The following is a 16,369-nucleotide window of genomic DNA, read 5'->3' on the forward strand; positions in this document are numbered from 1 at the left end:
CATGCCGAAACGGAAACCATGCCGACCGATGCCTGCCAGTTTTTCTATGAATGCAGATCCTGCGGTACATTGCTCAAACCAAAGCTGGGGGATTGCTGCGTGTTTTGCTCTTACGGTTCGGTTAAATGTCCGCCGATCCAGCAACAGACTTCCTGTTGCGACAGATAGGATAGTCGCGTCAGGCTAAACAAGATGATTGGTTCCATGGTTTGATCGGCTGTCAGTTGGATGCTTCGCGTCCAGGATGGATGACTGAAGCCCGAATTTCATTCGCAATTAGAATGAGCCCATGGAAATGGAATGCGAGCCCATGCGGGTAAATGCAAGCTCAGTGGCATTTATTGTAAGCCGAGCCGGACTTTCAGTCGCAGCTAATCCGAGCCGAAACTGAGGATAATTGCGAGCCCGACCATTTTCAAATGCGAGCCGATACACATACAGCTGCGCCGTAGACGGCTTGAGATCGCCTTGATTGATCCGGGCTTTTAAATGGTCGCCATATTGAATCAGGTGCTCTGGCGTGATGGTCTCCATTTTGAAAATACTATGCTCATTCTCAAGCCATTTGGCGAACACGGTCCAGCGCTCGGCCAGGGTGCCGCGCGTGGCAAAGGCCTTAGCCGATGCGTGTGACCAGAGTTTTCCGGCCCGCAGCAGGTCCCGGGTGCCGATGCCGAAGTTTCGGGTGGTTTTTCGTTGGCGTCCCGTCGCCATACGAGGGTGATTTTTTGTATGCATCTGTTGTTATCCTTCAATCAATTTATGGATGGCATTCAGCTCCGTTTCAAAACAGATCAGGTCATCCGCTTTGAAACGGAGCCGGGTCGGCCATGGTGTTTTTTACGTTGCGAGCAGGGGACCCCGGCTCCAACCCCTCTTTGTACACAGGACCATTCTCGCAACGGTGAGTGTTGACGCATGAACCACAGGTTCTGCAACTGTGTGCACATCGTAGGGATTTGCGCGTCTTGTTACTCGCTGCGCAATGCGAGCAGTTAATACCTTGCAGGGCTAGGGGTGCTGGTCAGACGCATCCATTGTCCCAACGCGACAATGAACTCGGCCCCATCATGGCTCCTGGAAAGGCGTGCCCCGGAAAAACCCACAGCGATTTTGTGTGTAACCGGTTGATTATTAAGTTGAATTAAGAAGAAATTTGACTGTTTCTGTTTTTCAAAGGCAAAAGCCGGGAACAAAGCGAGTCGCGAAATGAAAAACGAACCTGGTCGATCGACTGGGCGCATTTTCAGGTGAACAAAGAATCGACTGCCACAAAAGCTCAGGTCAGCCATTCGAAAAGGCATGGCAGCTACCATTAAAAACGATAGCCAACGAGCAGTCGCAGGGGATTCTTACGGGATAAATCAAGGTATTCGGCCATTCTGCATGAGAAGCCTGCTGCTTCCCGACTCTGTAGAAGACGAAACACTTGCATCAATCGTCAATAGCTCATTGCCGCCACCGATAAATCGGTATCCAGCTTGGGGAACCGGGGTTCCGGCACAAGCTTTCTGTGCAACGCCATAAAAGGCGCAGCGCAACGGCAACACCACCGTTGGAAAAAATCTACTAGCGCGGTGCTATTGGCAATTGTCGGGGCGCACGTGAGCGCGATACGAGTTCCCTGCCAAGAAACCGTATATAGAAGGGCCTGAAGATCGGGCGAGTCAGCCTGATCCCGGCATCAAGGTTGCGATGAACATCGAACCATCTCTGGCGCTTCTGTCGAAGCCCCATTCATACAAAAATGCTCTAGCGTAATGCGTCGAGCCTGGAAAATACAAATAAATATATGCCAGCTGCGTCCGTTGCCACCCTGAAGGGCCATCATGGGCTGGTTGCGATTCCTTATTTAGACTGCTGAACTGGCAGTTGCAGAAAGTTCCACCCTGGAAAATTCTATAAGCAGGAACAATTCTGACTAATAGAGTACTCCTTGTCAATTGTATTTTTATTTGAAAATCAAAAGGGTATGTCATACTACTGCATTTAATTGCAAACAGCTCCTTACATCTCATAACGACATATTTTTCTGAGATATAAAACGCTCCTTTGCATGCACACTGCCCTTTTAAGTTGACAATCGTTTTAACGGTATCAAAGGCATCAAATATTTCTATCGGCTGATATAGACAGATCGACGATTGAAAGCTTGGGTGCGATAGTAGCGTTCGCCATTTTTAAAAACGGACATTTACTCTTTATAAAGACTGTATTTGATATCGCCACTTGGTGGCATAAATAGATTTTGAGAAATGGACCCAAAAAATTAGACAGTCGCTTAAGTGATAAAACTGCTTTATTATGATCTCAAAGCATGAGGAAAGAACAATGAGCAAAAAAGAAGAAATCACTCGGCCGAGTTTAAAGCCAAAGTGGCGTTAGCGGCATTAAAAGGCGATAAACGTTATCAGAGCTTATCCAGCAATTTGACGCGCATCCGAATCAGATTACCCAATGGAAGCAGCAGTTAGCAGACAATGTCAGCCAGCTCTTTGCCAAAGATTCGCCCGGCGAAGCGAATGAAGAAAACAGGATCAAAGAGTTGCACGCCAAGATTGGCCAGCTGACGGTGGAAAACGATTTTTTAGCCAAAGTGCTCGGTGGCTAGATCGGGCACAGCGCAAAGCCTCAATTAATCCCCAAGCGGAGTTGCCCGTGGCCCGACAATAGAAACACCATGGCCCGCCCTATGGACTAGTGATTCACTACTGAAGAGGCTCGGGTAAAGTTGAAAAAACTTTACCCGACATTAAAAGAATGACTGAGTACTAGATTAATTACAATTACAAGACAGATGGGAGTGAGCTAATAATTTGTATTAGCCAATCACAATAAAATGGACGAAGAACTATTATACAATCTAGCTGAAAATGAGGTTCTAGAAGCTAATGATGAAGAATCAAATCCTTTATTAGTTAACTTAAAATCGTTTTTTTATAATGAAATTCCGCCAAGAGTAAAAACATTGCCTATGGCGATCAAGATATATCAATCTTTGACGCCCGCTGAAATTGGAAGAAGATGTGCGATCCATTTTTGGGAGAAGTGTGCATTAGCGACATTTAATTTTTTAAAGTACGATAATCGTTCCTCTTTTTATAGAACCATTGATAAACGCTCGCTTGCTTCTTATTTGATCGAAAAGATTGATCTATTATTTCATTATGGCAAAAATGAAATACCACAGAATGCAATAGGGATTTTGGTCGAAGAAATACCAACTCTTTATTCAGAGTTAATAAGAGGATCTTGGCCTGATTTCATTATATATGAAGAGCTTCATCGCTATATAATTGATTGCGAAGAGACAAGGGGCTTATCATACAATCACTTAAGCCATGAGTATTTAAAAGCTATATTTTTAAGTTACCAATTAGAGCCAGAATTTGAGGATGATGAGGGTAAAACATACAGTCTAGAGGATGATTATCCGAATATTGATGATTACTTTAATCAAAAATGGCTTGCCGCAGTGCAGATACAAAGCTTAACTTGGTATAAAGAATATCTTTACTTCATAAAAGAACATGGAGAGATACCAACATCTGTCTTGGCCGATAAAAATCGGGCACGGCTTAATATGGCTCAGGCAATAGCCCGAAGGCGGCGACGACGCGAAGGACAAGAAGAAATGTACACCAGTTTTCAAAATTTTGTATCACAGTATAATCGCGCTCCAAAATGGCAGGAGCTGATGAAATTTATGTATGATACTCCTCCACATGGAACTAATATCACCGGAAATCTTAGAGGTAAGAAAGTTGTAGAGCTGTATATTCCGGGGGTAGATCACCCAATAGATAGAGAGCTTTTTGCTAAAAGGTTTAAACGGTACTTTGGAGGGACTGAAGATGCCCTTGAAATTGGGATAAAGAATTCATTGAGTCTAATAGAAAAATGGAAGGAAAAATTTGATAATGAGAATTAATGAGTTATTGAGCTTGTCCTGATTTTATAGACACTCGACTAAGCGACTTTGTTAGCTTCAAAAGCTTCCGAGCTGAGATAGCCAAATTTGGAGTGGAGCCTTTTGCGATTGTAATACACCTCAATATAGTCGAACGCTTGATGCTTGGCATCTGCTCGAGTCAAAAACCGTTCACCATGAACGGCTTCAACTTTAAAACTGTGGTTCCAGCTTTCCATTGCCGCGTTATCGTAACAGTCGCCTTTCTTGCTCATGCTGCAAATCAATGGGTGTTTTGAGATAAATCTCTGGTAAGCGGCAGAACAATACTGGCTGCCTCGGACGCAGAATGAACGATCACATCTTTCGACATGTGGCGCCGCCATAAAGCCACATCAGCGCATCACACACCAGCGCTGCAGTCATGCGTTCGGCGATTGCTCAGCCAATCACTCGGCGTGAATAAAGCTCAAGCACCACCGCCAAATACAGCCAACCTTCTTCTGTCCAAATAGAGGTTATGTCGGATACCCACTTTTGATTAGTGGACATCCGCTGTAAAATTCTGTTCCAACAGGTTAGGTGCAACTGGCAATGTGTGATTGCTATTGGTTGTAGCCTTGTATTTCCTGACCGCTTTTGCCCGCCAGCCGTTGCTTCGCATAATTCTGGCCACTCGGTGCCGACTGGCTGATTTACCTTCTGCCCGGAGCCGCCGAGTGATTCTGGGTGAGCCAAGTCAGCCTTTCTCATCATCAAAGATGCGTTTAATGTCTTTAGCCAGCCATTGATTCTTTTGGTTTCTATCGGAAAGCGGCCTGTGTCTCCAGCGGTAATAGCCACTACGTGAAACTGATATCATGCGGCACATCATACCGATGGGGAATTGATTTTCGTTAGTCTTGATCATGGCGTACTTCACTTGGGGAGCTTCGCGAAGTACGCTGCCGCCTTTTTTAGGAAAGCGACTTCCTCTTCAAGACGTGAATTCTCTCGTTTGAGACGCGCTATTTCAGCTTGTTGAAGCTTCTGATCTTCGAATGCCTGGCCTGTTTGATGACGTTTGGCTCGCCATGAATACAACATCGACTCGGAAAGCCCTAAATCTTGAGCCACCCTGGAAATGCCATCTCGTTCTGCACGCTCCAGCTTCTGTTCCTTAAACTGTACTGTATATTTGCAGCGAGCAGCTGCCAGTGTTGATTCTTTTTTGGTTTTCATTGTTGACCTCGGGTTTAGAGATTACTCTCTTAACCGAGTGTCCGCTAGATCAGGGCAAGATCAGTTGGATGTTAATTAATTTTTTGGACAATATGGACATTAACAAGTTAAGGCTTGTCGACCTAATTAACATAGCCTTGCGATTTCATACAACTCAGCGAGGTTATCAAATGACACAAACTAATCCTATCTCTACCACTAACGCTTCATTAAGTGAGTATTGTCCCAAAGAGAAATTTTCCAAGCACCCTGATAATCCTCTGAGGGAATCAGAATTTAACTGGTTATTCAAGAATCGCGAGATTAATGGATTTGCGAAAGCTTTCGTGAAAGTCACCTCAAGAAATTTCCTAGTCCACATTCCAACATTCATTCAGTGTTTGGCTGATCGTAGGGGCATGTAATTCTGCACGGTTTCGCACCTATGTTTATCGGCTACCGATTCGGATGATCGGGCACAGATAGTCAATATCGCATGGGCTATGCGGATGACATTCAGAGTTTACGAGGCTTATAGCCAATAACTACAGTGAATTTATGAAATACAGCGTCAGTATTTTAAATCGATGCTGTTTTTTATAGCGATCTTTTATACCAACTCAATGCTGCTTTTCAGCGCACGGAGGGAACATGACCAAATATAATGAAGCCGCCGGGTGTGGGGACACCCAAACGGCTCGACAGAACATTTGCATATCAGATTTTAATCAAATTGCCTTGGTATGGGAAGCCGCTTGTTTTCTGCTGGTGGCTTGGAATGATTTCCAGATTAAGGACGTTATGTCTGATGCTGACAAATACTACACCTTGCAGGTCTATCAATATGTAATGTGCCCTAATGCGGAAATTTTTCGATGAGTTTGCTAAAAAAGGTGGACGAACTCGGTATTAATGCCCCGTTTTTTCCGTGGCCAGAGCCACAGCCTTTATCGGAAGGTTTGCCAAACGTGGCTGCTTTTGATTTTGCGCTGCTGCCCGATACGCTAAGGCCTTGGGCACTTGATATTTGCGAACGTATCCAATGTGCACCTGATTACGTAGGTGTAACCATTATGACCGGTTTGGGTTCAGTCATTGGCCGCAAACTAGGCATTCGTCCACAGGCCCATACTGATTGGACAGTAACGGCAAATCAATGGGGGCTGGTGATAGGTCGTCCGGGCGTATTGAAATCGCCTGCCATGGAGGCTGCGTTGTCGCCACTGAAGCGCTTAGCTACTCAAGCGACCGAATTGCATCAAATGGAAATGCAGGAACACAAGATTGCGGTCAAACTGGCTAAATTGAAAGCTGATGAAGGCGAAAAAGTGGCACGTAAGGCGCTTTCCAAAGATCCAAATGCTGATGTTTCTGGCTATTTGGAAGGAGAAGAGCCCGAAGTTCCTGTATTAAGGCGCTATATTGCCAATGATACGACGGCCGCTGCGTTGGGTGAATTACACAGGCAGAATCACAACGGAATATTGGTGTTTCGTGACGAACTGGTCTCATTGTTGAAATCGCTGGATCGAGAAGACAACGCCGAGGCAAGAGGTTTTTATTTAACCGGATGGAATGGAGATAGCGCCTACACTTTCGATCGCATCACACGAGGAATGAATCTGCATATTCCGGCGGTTTGTTTGTCTTTGTTGGGTTCGACGCAGCCGGGCCGAATTGCCGACTACATTCGCCATGCCGTGCGCGGCGGATCAGCGGATGATGGCCTAATTCAGCGCTTTGGCCTGTTGGTGTGGCCGGATATCGGTGGCGAGTGGCGCGATGTGGACCGCTGGCCCGATAGCGATGCCAAGCATGAATCCAACCGAGTGTTCGACTATCTAGACAAACTTGAACCAGCTGCTATTGGTACTCAGCAAGATGTTGATCATCGTGGAGAAGCGGATGGCATACCTTATTTGCGATTTGATCCTGCTGGGCTGGAATTGTTTTTGGCTTGGCGTATTGGTCTGGAAGCACGCTTGCGCAACGGTGAATTGCATCCGGCACTGGAGTCCCACTTGGCTAAATACCGCAAATTAGTGCCGGGACTGGCGTTGATCTTACACCTTGCCAATGGCGACACGGGGCAGGTATCGGAACGAGCAGTGGTGCAAGCACTAGCATGGTCAGAATATCTCGAGACTCATGCGCGACGGGCTTACGCCAGTGTGACTACACCGGAAATAGCGGCGGCTAAAGCGATTATTTATCGATTACGTAAAGGCGATTTGGCAACAAAATTTTCCAGCCGAGACGTATGGCGGCCCGGTTGGGCAATGCTGTCTGACCGTGAGCTAGTGGCTGAAGCCTTGCAATTGTTGGTTGAACTGGACTGGTTACGTATAACCAAACAGGAAACCCTAGGGCGTACGGCAACTGTCTATGAAGCCAGCCCGAAAGGGTTTGACATATGAGCTATTTGGAGCGCCTGAGAGCCATAGAGCTTGAAAAAAACACTACGGAAGGTACTGCTAAAACTGTCAAAAGCCCTTTTGGCAGCTTTGGCAGTATTCAAAGTAGCCATTTTCAGAAAATTGAAGTCATACACTGCCAAGTACCTGTCACTGATGCAGATGATAATAGACAGCATTGTTCAATATGCAGCAATTTTGTAAATCAACGCTCAATATTTTCTAGCTATCAACACTATTTTATCAGCTTGATGTGTCATAAAGTATTGATTTCCTAAGCAGTACTCTTGGTGTCTGGAAAATTTTCAATGTTGATTGCTATGGTTGCTTAGTAAATTTTGCATGGTGATTAACAACCAGTGTCGATAAAAAAGCAACCCAATTTTTTCGTGTCAGATTATGGGATCGTGACGATTTAATCGAGCAGCTCTTAGATAATTTTGAAAAACTCGATGCCAGTATTCGTGCTGAATTTCCATTAAGGCGAATTTGGACTATTGCTTATCCTAACAGTGATGATTGAATCAGGGAGTATGAAAACTGTTGTTGCGCCCGTTGCAGGTCGATCAGATCTTTGAGCAGCTTGGCCAATATATTTCATGATTAGACAGACAGCCGGAAAAACGTATGGGTATTCAAGTCATGCTGCCGACAATAGGTTGACTGCTTTAGACTGTTACGTTGCCAGTTTCTATATGATCGGGCTACTGTTTTCGTATTGCCATTGTTCATCCTCTTTAAAAAATAATAAGGATGACCGTTTTGGCTGCGTTAGCACAGGTGAACGAATTGGAGTTTATATATATTTATCAAATGACGGGATAATAACAAGGCAGTCTAAGGCCTTGTTATTATCCAATGTTTTACATTTAAGATGCCTGGTCTTCCACAAAACGTTGCAAAATTGCAGCTGAAGGATAGCTTGACATGGATGCGATACCGTTTGCTAACTCTATAGGGAAAAGTGCGCCTTCAAATTTATGGCTGACTAAACTTGGTAAAGTGGCCAGGATGCGAGATAGGCCAATCAAATCGTTATCTGTTGGGAAAGCACCTGCCTCGTTGTAATCTCCTGTCGGAACATTTAAAACCATATAAGTATTCGGATCCATCTTTAGATAAAGCTTCTCACCCCAATTTGTCCTTTTGCCATAGGGATTAGAGAGATCTGGCGAACGGTATACCTCACGCCGAACGTAATCGTGAGATAGAACGGCGTAAGCCATAGGCTCGCCTCGCGCATGAGGAGCTGGAAATCGCGCAATTGATGCCAAATGATCAAAGAAAGCACCGCTTTTTTCTTGTCCACTAATATGTAATGGACGCCCAATACCCTTAGCGTGCTGTAAAAAGGCACGGATATTGGGAACAATCTTAGAATATTGGCTACGAAGAGTCAGCGGCCCATCCTTGATGAATAGCGTTTCGCTAACTAGTGATTTATCTGTATGCCCCCATAGTAATCGAATTGCAGTGAACAGCATTAGATGTTCCATAATGAGCATGTATGCTGATGCTACGGAATCTGGAGCACTATCTTCGTCCATATCCAAATGAAAGCCCAGCATATCTGATAAAAAAACCAAATTATTACAATTTGGACAATTACCTTCGTCCGCATCATAAGGTAAACCTGTCTCAAGCTTCTGATGACAATGCGGACATTCAAATGCCGGAGATGAAGCGTGAAGAGTAGTTTCCCATTTACGATAAGCAAGCCACTTTAATGTTTCGTAGAACGCACCGTTTTCATCAATCTGCATAGAGTCATGAACGATATGTCGCACGGCATCATAATTAGAACCTAATGATGTCCGCACATTCTTAAGTGGAAACACTGTAGCGTGAAAAACAGCACTGCTGGTCAATACATCTTGGAGGAGCAATGGATGAGGATGTTCTTTATCGATGGTATCTAAGCGAGCACGATCTACTGTGAAAAGGGCTGTTTTGACAAATGCTACTTCCTTAGGCGGTTTTTGTGCCGATTGGATAGAAACATAGGAGCCGTCGACCGCCCATACATTACGTAGAGGCATTACGTCGACAGCATCAAACGATTGCCAAGTCGTTTTAGCAGGATCAGATGTTGCACTACTAGCGTGCTCGAACTCACCCACTAGCGCTTTAACCCATTTGCTGGTAATAACAGCTAAATGACCAAGCTTAGAGGCAGACTCACCTGGAAGACGCGTACCTTGCGAATAAGCCATATCGTTTTCTCCTTAATCCTGTTCTGGGGCTTTAACTTCAAACTTATGCGCTTGCATCGGTATGACAAAACGATGCGACATAGTGAGCATACGCATATACCCTGGCGTTTTAGCTCGTAAGATGTCATCCTCGATGCCAGCAAAGGCTATTTGTACACGTGCGAGTGCCTTGGTTTCGTCCTGGCTGGATAAATGACCGACAAAGAAGTTTTCCGTTTGAGCTAGCAATTCTCGATTAATAGTGGAAGGGGATTGTGTCGAATAGACCATGCCGATGTGAAATTTTGCGCCCTCTTTGGCAAACCTAGCATAGACACCAGTGAGATCTTTGCTATCTGGTGGAAAGAGATTATGCGCTTCCTCAAAATACAGTTGGACAAAGTGCTGACCTAGACTATTGCTGACGAACTTCTTTTCTTGATGACCAAATACAGCTTTTGACAACATGTCTGAAAAATATCGGCGAATCTGATCAGTAGCATTGCCTAAGTCGAGTATGACAGTTTTCCCCGCATCCAAAAATTTAAGTATCTCAGTCACGAAATCACCAGCGTTTGAGGCATGAAAGCCCAAGTATGCACGAAGGATGGTTGGACCAGAACCACTTGAAGGGCTAAGAAAGTCCAGCAATGCAGTATCGTCCGCATCGAACATAGCTTTTCCTTTGCTGTTTAATTCAGGATGATTGGGAGTGTCGCGACGAAATTGCGATATCACCTCTAACTCACTTACCAGTTCCTCCAGTGTATTAGGCTCATCCGCTGGCACAGTGTTTCGGATTTCTTGATATGCCGCGATACGTAGATCCTTGTTAAAGTGCGGATCGAAGTGCTTGGTATGAGGACTAATAAGTCCCTTTGCCCGTAACCGTGACTCATCAGCTGGGAAACCAGCCTTTTTTAATATCGCCCAGTACATTTGAATCTTGCGGATGGGGCGTGCTTTCTCCTTAAAATCGAGAGAGGCTATTGACTCGATGGAGGGCAACTTAACGTTTGCAAAGCTCCGAACATAATTTGACGTTCTGTTGTCCTGTTCAAGCATTGACGCCAGGATCTCAATACAAGAATCTGGCTGCTCATAGAAGTTGAGGCGCAAAGGGTTGGATGGGGTGTCTTTTCGCTCAGTCAATGCATATACCTGACAACGATTTTCATAAGCTGACCGAATTGAGGCGTTACCATCCTGCGGATTGTCGTTGGCATACTCGCCGTTTACGTCGAATATGAGTTGTCCAACGCTGTTTTCGTTTTTTGTTGCTTCTAGCATGCCTTGGGCGATCAGCTTAACCACATTAGACTTACCTAAACGAGTCTTGCCAAACATAGCTGTACGGCAACCTTTGAAATCCCGCATAGAAATATTGACGGGGATCTTACTGGCTGATCCAGTACTAAACAACCCACATTCCATAGTTCGTAGCGTACCGATATCGAATTGGTTTTCGGGTTTCACGATACCATTCACAATCAATTCAAGTAGAGCATCGTCTGGAGCAAACACTTTATAACGGTGGGCGCTGACAACGTTGTTCACATCACCAGAGAATGCCAACTCTTTCGTATTAGTAGGATTGGCGTAGAACATGCCAAGCACATCACAATCTAGAGCTCCCCATTGCAATTCACTCTGTGTCCAGACATCGAGCTCCGGCATAGATTTTTTGTGTAACTCGAAATAGGTCTGCTGCACTTGATTGCTCAACGGTGTAGGCGATACTCCAGTTACTCTTAAGAGAGTAAAATGAGGTGGCGCATTATTAGCATTAATGGGGGTCATAATTAAAAAAGAGCCCCTAGGGATTCCTCCGACAGCCAGTTTATATGGGTCACTGGTAATAATTTTCGCACTGTCATAACCAAGTTCTAGGACATAGCCAACAAACCTCATCTTTTCAACTTGCTTAGCATTTTCCATATTCACTTCATTTGCCAAAAAAGCACGAAGAGCATCGATAGGATTATCTTGTGTTACAGTCGTATTTACTAGAGCAGATAGAGTAGTCATTTATATTCTTGATTATGAAGAATGGGAAAGAATTACAAGTTCTTCAAATCTTTTTCGGCTCTTAGTCGAGGCAGAAATTGATGAAGCTCTTGAAACAGTGAGAAATTTAAAATCTTTATCTTGATAAAGTTCTCTTACTGAAGCGTGATTGGCATTCGTCATTACTATTTGAGCACCACGGTCCTTGGCTCTAAGAAGTGATTCAGCCAACCGTTCTTGATCGGACCAAGAGAATAGCTTCTCATTGTACTTCACGAAACCATTTAGATTATGTCGAACAGTATATGGAGGATCAGCAAAAATTAAATCCCCTTCTTGTGCTTCATCAATGAGTTTCTGGAAATCTGAGCAGCGGATATCTGCACTTGCTAATAAATTAGCCATAGATTCGAAATCGTCAGTTGGAAGTATCACGCTATTCTTGCTTCCTCTAGGAACATTAAATAAACCATTCCTGTTGACTCTATAGATCCCGTTAAAACATGTACGATTGAGGTAAATCATGCGCGAAGCCTGTTCCACTAAACAGTTAGGTGTTTTAGCACGTATTTGATAGTAGTATTGATCGGAATGATTGATCTGATGAATTTCTAATTGCTGAACCAAGTTTTTCCAATCATCCTTAATTGCTTTATAAGCAGAAATTACATCTGGATTAGCATCTCCTAGAAGAGCATGTTGCGGTTTAATGTGAAAAAACATTGAACCGCCACCAAGGAATGGCTCGATATAGCGATTAAATTTTTTTGGCAATAATTCAGTATGTTTATGCACGAACCAGCGCTTGCCCCCGGCCCACTTTAGGAATGGTGTCATTATTAGAATTTACCAATATTTAGTATAATTTACTTACTTAATTTACTTACTTAATAAGCAAGCAAACATTAACAATATCGCAGCATATCTCAATTTTATAACATGCCAAATAAATCACATAGCAAAAAGGATGAGGCAGAACTAAGCAAATAGCCAATCTACCTTTATCTAAAGCTAAATTGTAAAAGTCTGGATTTATAACCCCATACTAAGTGGGATTATATTCAGATTTATACTGGCATTATTTAAAAGACAAAAAATAAATAACTGCTATCAGTCAATTGTAGCTAGTCAAATTAGCTGCCTATTTCATTCTGCAAGCAAAATCCAGTAAACTTTATTAAATCTTTTGGACAAAGGATGTAATGTCGTATTTGCCTAAACACCATGTTCTACTGGCTAGATTAGGAATAACAAAAAACAATTAATTAGAAAAGTCATGAAGAATATACGACCAAGTTAGATTTTTTATATGAATTTCGATGTCGCATATATTACGTTAGGCTCAACGGAATCCGATTTGCGGCGGAGCCGTCCCTACTGGATTTAAGTATACAGTAGCCAAGCCAAACAACCACATTCCCTTTCGAGTGAATCTTCTGGAAGAACCAAACTATGCAAAGCAACGTTGGCCCAATGCCATATACAAACTACTTAAAGTCCGCTATCTCCAAGATCTATGGTGACGAGGACGATTTCATTGTTCTTGGACTTACGGGCCGTACAGGTAGTGGATGCAGTACTGCGGCACGTATTCTTCAAGCCCAGAAGAGCCAGATAAAGCACAGCCTCTTCAGTGGGGAGAGCCCAGGCTCAAACGAGCAGCGAAAAGAACGCATCATTCATCACCACTTCGCCACAACATGGACTCCATTTCTACTGGTACAGGTTCGCGCACTAATTACGACTTTTCTTCTCGATGAAGAAACCACTAACGTCGCTGATGCCTTCTCCGATTTGATGCCTGAGCAGGAAACCCGAGAGGCTTTTGTAAAGCTCTTAGATGGACTCCAGGGACCGTATAAAGAGCTAGCTGAAAAGCCCAACGAGACAGATGCAAAAACTTACTACACAGCAACCCTACCTGAGCGATGCGAGGCCATTAAGAATCTCTTGGGTGAAAGCGGCTTCGTAAAGCTATACCAAACTGTCGGCAGAAACATTCGCCTCTCGGGCACTCCGTACAATCAGAACCTCATTGAAGGAAAGTTTTTCACATTAGCAGAGAGAATGAACTCTGTAATCAAACAGATTCACACTCAACAGAAAAAAAATGGGGAAAAGACGTTTATTGTTATTGATGCAATCCGCAACCCACTCGAGGCAATATTCTTCCAAGATAGATACGCATCATTTTTTCTCGTAGCAGTCTCTGCACCGGAAAAGGATCGGATCAACAGACTAAGGCAGCTGAAATATTCAGAGGAAGACATAGCCTCAATCGACAAGATTGAGTACACGCCCCACGACTTAGACGAACCAGACTTCTATTCCGTCCAGGATATTCAGGCATGTCTGCAGCGCGCTGACCTATACATTAGCAATCCGAACGTTACTTCGAAAGTCAATGAGTTTCAAGGTTTAGCAAATCAACTTATTCGGTTTGTATCACTTATCCGCCGGCCAGGTATTGTCACACCTAGTGGCATTGAACGTTGCATGCAAATCGCCTACACCGCAAAGCTTAACTCGGGATGCATTTCCAGGCAGGTCGGCGCAGTAGTAACAGATACCAATTATTCAGTACGATCGGTGGGTTGGAACGATGCCCCGCACGGACAGGTTCCGTGCAACCTTCGAAGTCGTGAAGATCTAATTAAAGGGCGCGATTCCTCGGCGTACAGCGAGTTTGAGCGAACCGATGAAGAATATTTGGAGCATTTTATAAAGAGCACTGTCCGTTTCGATAACATACCAATGAATGGGCGCAACAAGGCGTTTTGCTTCAAGACCGAATACAACAACTTTAAAAATGATAAAAACCAAGTTCACACCCGATCTCTGCATGCCGAAGAGAACGCATTCCTCCAAATCTCAAAGTACGGCCTATCTTCAATTGAAGGAGGATTTCTCTTTACGACAGCCAGCCCTTGCGAATTGTGCGCTAAGAAAGCGTACCAGCTTGGAATAACCACTATCTTCTACATTGACCCGTACCCGGGAATAGCACTCACGCACATTTTGCAGGGCGGAACGAAGAACCCCAGTCTTATTTTGTTCTCTGGTGCTATCGGTCGCGCTTTTCATAGGTTGTATTCGCCAATTGTGGCGTACAAGGACGAACTGAATGCGCTGGTACGGTGATCACTATGTATAACTAGCCTCTCGCTCCATCGGACGGTCTTTGGTCGCCGGTGAGCTTAAACCTTATGTGTTCAAGTTTATGTAAAAAGAGAATCAAATGCCTATTGAAGCGTTCTATCTAATCGTCACCGATCGTGACAAGAAAGTATTCAACATTGTTGGACCAATGACCGACGATACAAGTTGGAATAAAAAGGTCTGTGAATGTCAAGATCAAGGGCGCCACATAAATTGCCAAACTGTAAGCCGTGCATTGTCACGTGAAGAGTTAATAAGCCGGATCGCCATGCAGCTTGATCTGAAATATACCGATGATCCAATTCTGTAATCACATAACAATGCGTTTGTGTGGAACGCTTCGCTGCAATGCGATTCAAATCCCACTGCTTAATCGTTAGAACTACGAAAAGCACCTATGCCCATTCGCTTGCTTGTATTTCGCGTTGGTTACATGCCTGCATACGACGGCGCAGGCCCGATTTCCGGTGGAGGAGCTCACATTGAGGAGCATGGCGAAGGTGGAGAAATGTGGAACTTCCGCGTTGAGGGCGGGCGTTGTTATGGTTATGTTATGACTCGGCACTTTGCAGGGGTCGATCTTAGCCGAATCGCTCCAGACGATCAATGGAGCACAAACGACGAACTTGATGATGTAGATATCGTATTTATCGCGAAGAAGCCCTCTGGTGGTCGCCAAGTCGTTGTCGGCTGGTACAGAGGAGCAACAGTCTTCCACAAGAAGTACAGGAAGCGTCGTGGAAAGAAACGACTTGGAGATTGGGACAGACTGGACTACCTATGCCAAGTAGATGCTGATAGGGCTGTACTTCTTCCTGAAGACTTGAGAACCTTTGAAGTACCGTATGCCCCCGTGAACGGCAAAGGCTTTCCCGGTCAATCAAACGTTTGGTATCCTCATTCCGATAGCATTAAGGTTGCAAACTTTGTTGCTAAGCTTCGCAAGTACGTTGCTTCATCACAGAAAGGCCACTCGGCAACAAAGACTCCGACTCAGAAGAAGGCTGGATGGTCGGCGGCTCCTGATAAAGATCGCGTAATCCAAATAGAGCTGGCTGCCATATCCGCAACCTCCGCTTACTTCGAGAAAGAAGGCTACAAGGTTATCTCGGTAGAAAAGGACAATCGCGGCTGGGATCTTGAGGTTTCGAAAAATGGTGAGTACCTACTTATTGAGGTTAAGGGCCATATCGGCAACGTAATTCAATTTGAGTTAACGCCGAATGAATATGCCCAGCTTCAAATCAATCGAAAGAGCTATCGAGTCTGTGTTGTACGAAATGCACTTGAGAATTCTGACGTTGAAGTCTATATGCCAGCGGAGAACAATGGGGCATGGTCTCTCGTTCAGCATAGCGGCAAAGGCTGTATTCAATTGACTGAAAAGATTGCTGCGCGTGCTTTTGAAGATGAGTAAAAGGAGTTTTTCGCGGTATAAGAAAATAGCCTGAGACTTTCAAATCTCTTAATGAAAAGCCGACTTTGTA

General features: G+C 44.3%; 13 protein-coding genes and 1 pseudogene. 8 read left to right on the forward strand and 6 right to left on the reverse strand.

The genetic code is table 11. The features are described from left to right. Positions 1-168: GDCCVxC domain-containing (seleno)protein (locus IT781_RS22740; RefSeq protein ID WP_305076261.1), on the forward strand; the 168-nt coding region annotated here is incomplete at its 5' end. Positions 169-276: 108 nt separating this feature from the next. Here IT781_RS22740 and IT781_RS16465 read toward each other — a convergent pair. Together IT781_RS16465 and IT781_RS16470 are read right to left on the reverse strand one after the other, a co-directional pair. Further along, complete coding sequence (locus IT781_RS16465) at positions 277-738, reverse strand: hypothetical protein (RefSeq protein WP_194971271.1); 462 nt, start codon at positions 736-738, stop codon at positions 277-279. 257 nt (positions 739-995) lie between these two features. Then, positions 996-1,292: a hypothetical protein gene (locus IT781_RS16470; protein ID WP_194971272.1), complete on the reverse strand. Its 297-nt coding sequence runs from the start codon at positions 1,290-1,292 to the stop codon at positions 996-998. 1,547 nt (positions 1,293-2,839) lie between these two features. Between IT781_RS16470 and IT781_RS16475 the strand changes: the two genes are divergently transcribed. Continuing rightward, a complete protein-coding gene (locus tag IT781_RS16475) occupies positions 2,840-3,931 on the forward strand; it encodes a hypothetical protein (protein ID WP_194971273.1) in 1,092 nt (363 codons plus the stop codon). A 38-nt stretch (positions 3,932-3,969) separates the two neighbouring features. Here IT781_RS16475 and IT781_RS16480 read toward each other — a convergent pair. Then, positions 3,970-5,131 (reverse strand): annotated as a pseudogene (locus IT781_RS16480) (IS3 family transposase). Positions 5,132-5,761: 630 nt separating this feature from the next. Between IT781_RS16480 and IT781_RS16485 the strand changes: the two are divergent. Genes IT781_RS16485 through IT781_RS16495 form a run of 3 tightly spaced genes read left to right on the forward strand, consistent with a single transcriptional unit; the run spans position 5,762 to position 7,802 of the window. Then, a complete protein-coding gene (locus IT781_RS16485; RefSeq protein ID WP_194971274.1) occupies positions 5,762-5,989 on the forward strand; it encodes a hypothetical protein in 228 nt (75 codons plus the stop codon). After that, positions 5,986-7,527 (forward strand): YfjI family protein, encoded by a 1,542-nt coding sequence (locus tag IT781_RS16490; RefSeq protein WP_194971275.1) that lies wholly within the window; start codon positions 5,986-5,988, stop codon positions 7,525-7,527. Before IT781_RS16485 ends, IT781_RS16490 begins: the two co-directional genes overlap by 4 nt. Continuing rightward, the gene (locus IT781_RS16495; RefSeq protein WP_194971276.1) at positions 7,524-7,802 is read left to right on the forward strand and encodes a hypothetical protein; all 279 of its coding nucleotides are present in this window, start codon (positions 7,524-7,526) and stop codon (positions 7,800-7,802) included. The genes IT781_RS16490 and IT781_RS16495 overlap by 4 nt, the downstream gene beginning before the upstream one ends. Positions 7,803-8,393: 591 nt before the next feature. On the opposite strand, the gene IT781_RS16500 is transcribed toward IT781_RS16495, so the two are convergent. The 3 genes from IT781_RS16500 to IT781_RS16510 are packed head-to-tail and all read right to left on the reverse strand — an operon-like array spanning position 8,394 to position 12,560. Further along, positions 8,394-9,737 (reverse strand): hypothetical protein, encoded by a 1,344-nt coding sequence (locus IT781_RS16500; protein WP_194971277.1) that lies wholly within the window; start codon positions 9,735-9,737, stop codon positions 8,394-8,396. A gap of 12 nt (positions 9,738-9,749) precedes the next feature. Further along, positions 9,750-11,744: an ATP-binding protein gene (locus IT781_RS16505; RefSeq protein ID WP_194971278.1), complete on the reverse strand. Its 1,995-nt coding sequence runs from the start codon at positions 11,742-11,744 to the stop codon at positions 9,750-9,752. Positions 11,745-11,756: 12 nt separating this feature from the next. Beyond that, positions 11,757-12,560, reverse strand: coding sequence for a Dam family site-specific DNA-(adenine-N6)-methyltransferase (locus IT781_RS16510; protein ID WP_194971279.1), 804 nt, complete (start codon positions 12,558-12,560; stop codon positions 11,757-11,759). A gap of 615 nt (positions 12,561-13,175) precedes the next feature. Between IT781_RS16510 and IT781_RS16515 the strand changes: the two genes are divergently transcribed. From IT781_RS16515 to IT781_RS16525, 3 genes are all read left to right on the forward strand, one after another. Next, positions 13,176-14,864, forward strand: coding sequence for a hypothetical protein (locus tag IT781_RS16515; RefSeq protein ID WP_228779222.1), 1,689 nt, complete (start codon positions 13,176-13,178; stop codon positions 14,862-14,864). Positions 14,865-14,961: 97 nt separating this feature from the next. After that, the gene (locus IT781_RS16520) at positions 14,962-15,192 is read left to right on the forward strand and encodes a hypothetical protein (protein WP_194971280.1); all 231 of its coding nucleotides are present in this window, start codon (positions 14,962-14,964) and stop codon (positions 15,190-15,192) included. A gap of 87 nt (positions 15,193-15,279) precedes the next feature. Further along, positions 15,280-16,299, forward strand: a complete 1,020-nt coding sequence (locus IT781_RS16525; protein ID WP_194971281.1) for a protein NO VEIN domain-containing protein — start codon at positions 15,280-15,282, stop codon at positions 16,297-16,299. Positions 16,300-16,369: the final 70 nt, after the last annotated feature.

The organism is Methylobacter sp. BlB1 (assembly GCF_015476545.1).
GTDB lineage: Bacteria > Pseudomonadota > Gammaproteobacteria > Methylococcales > Methylomonadaceae > Methylobacter.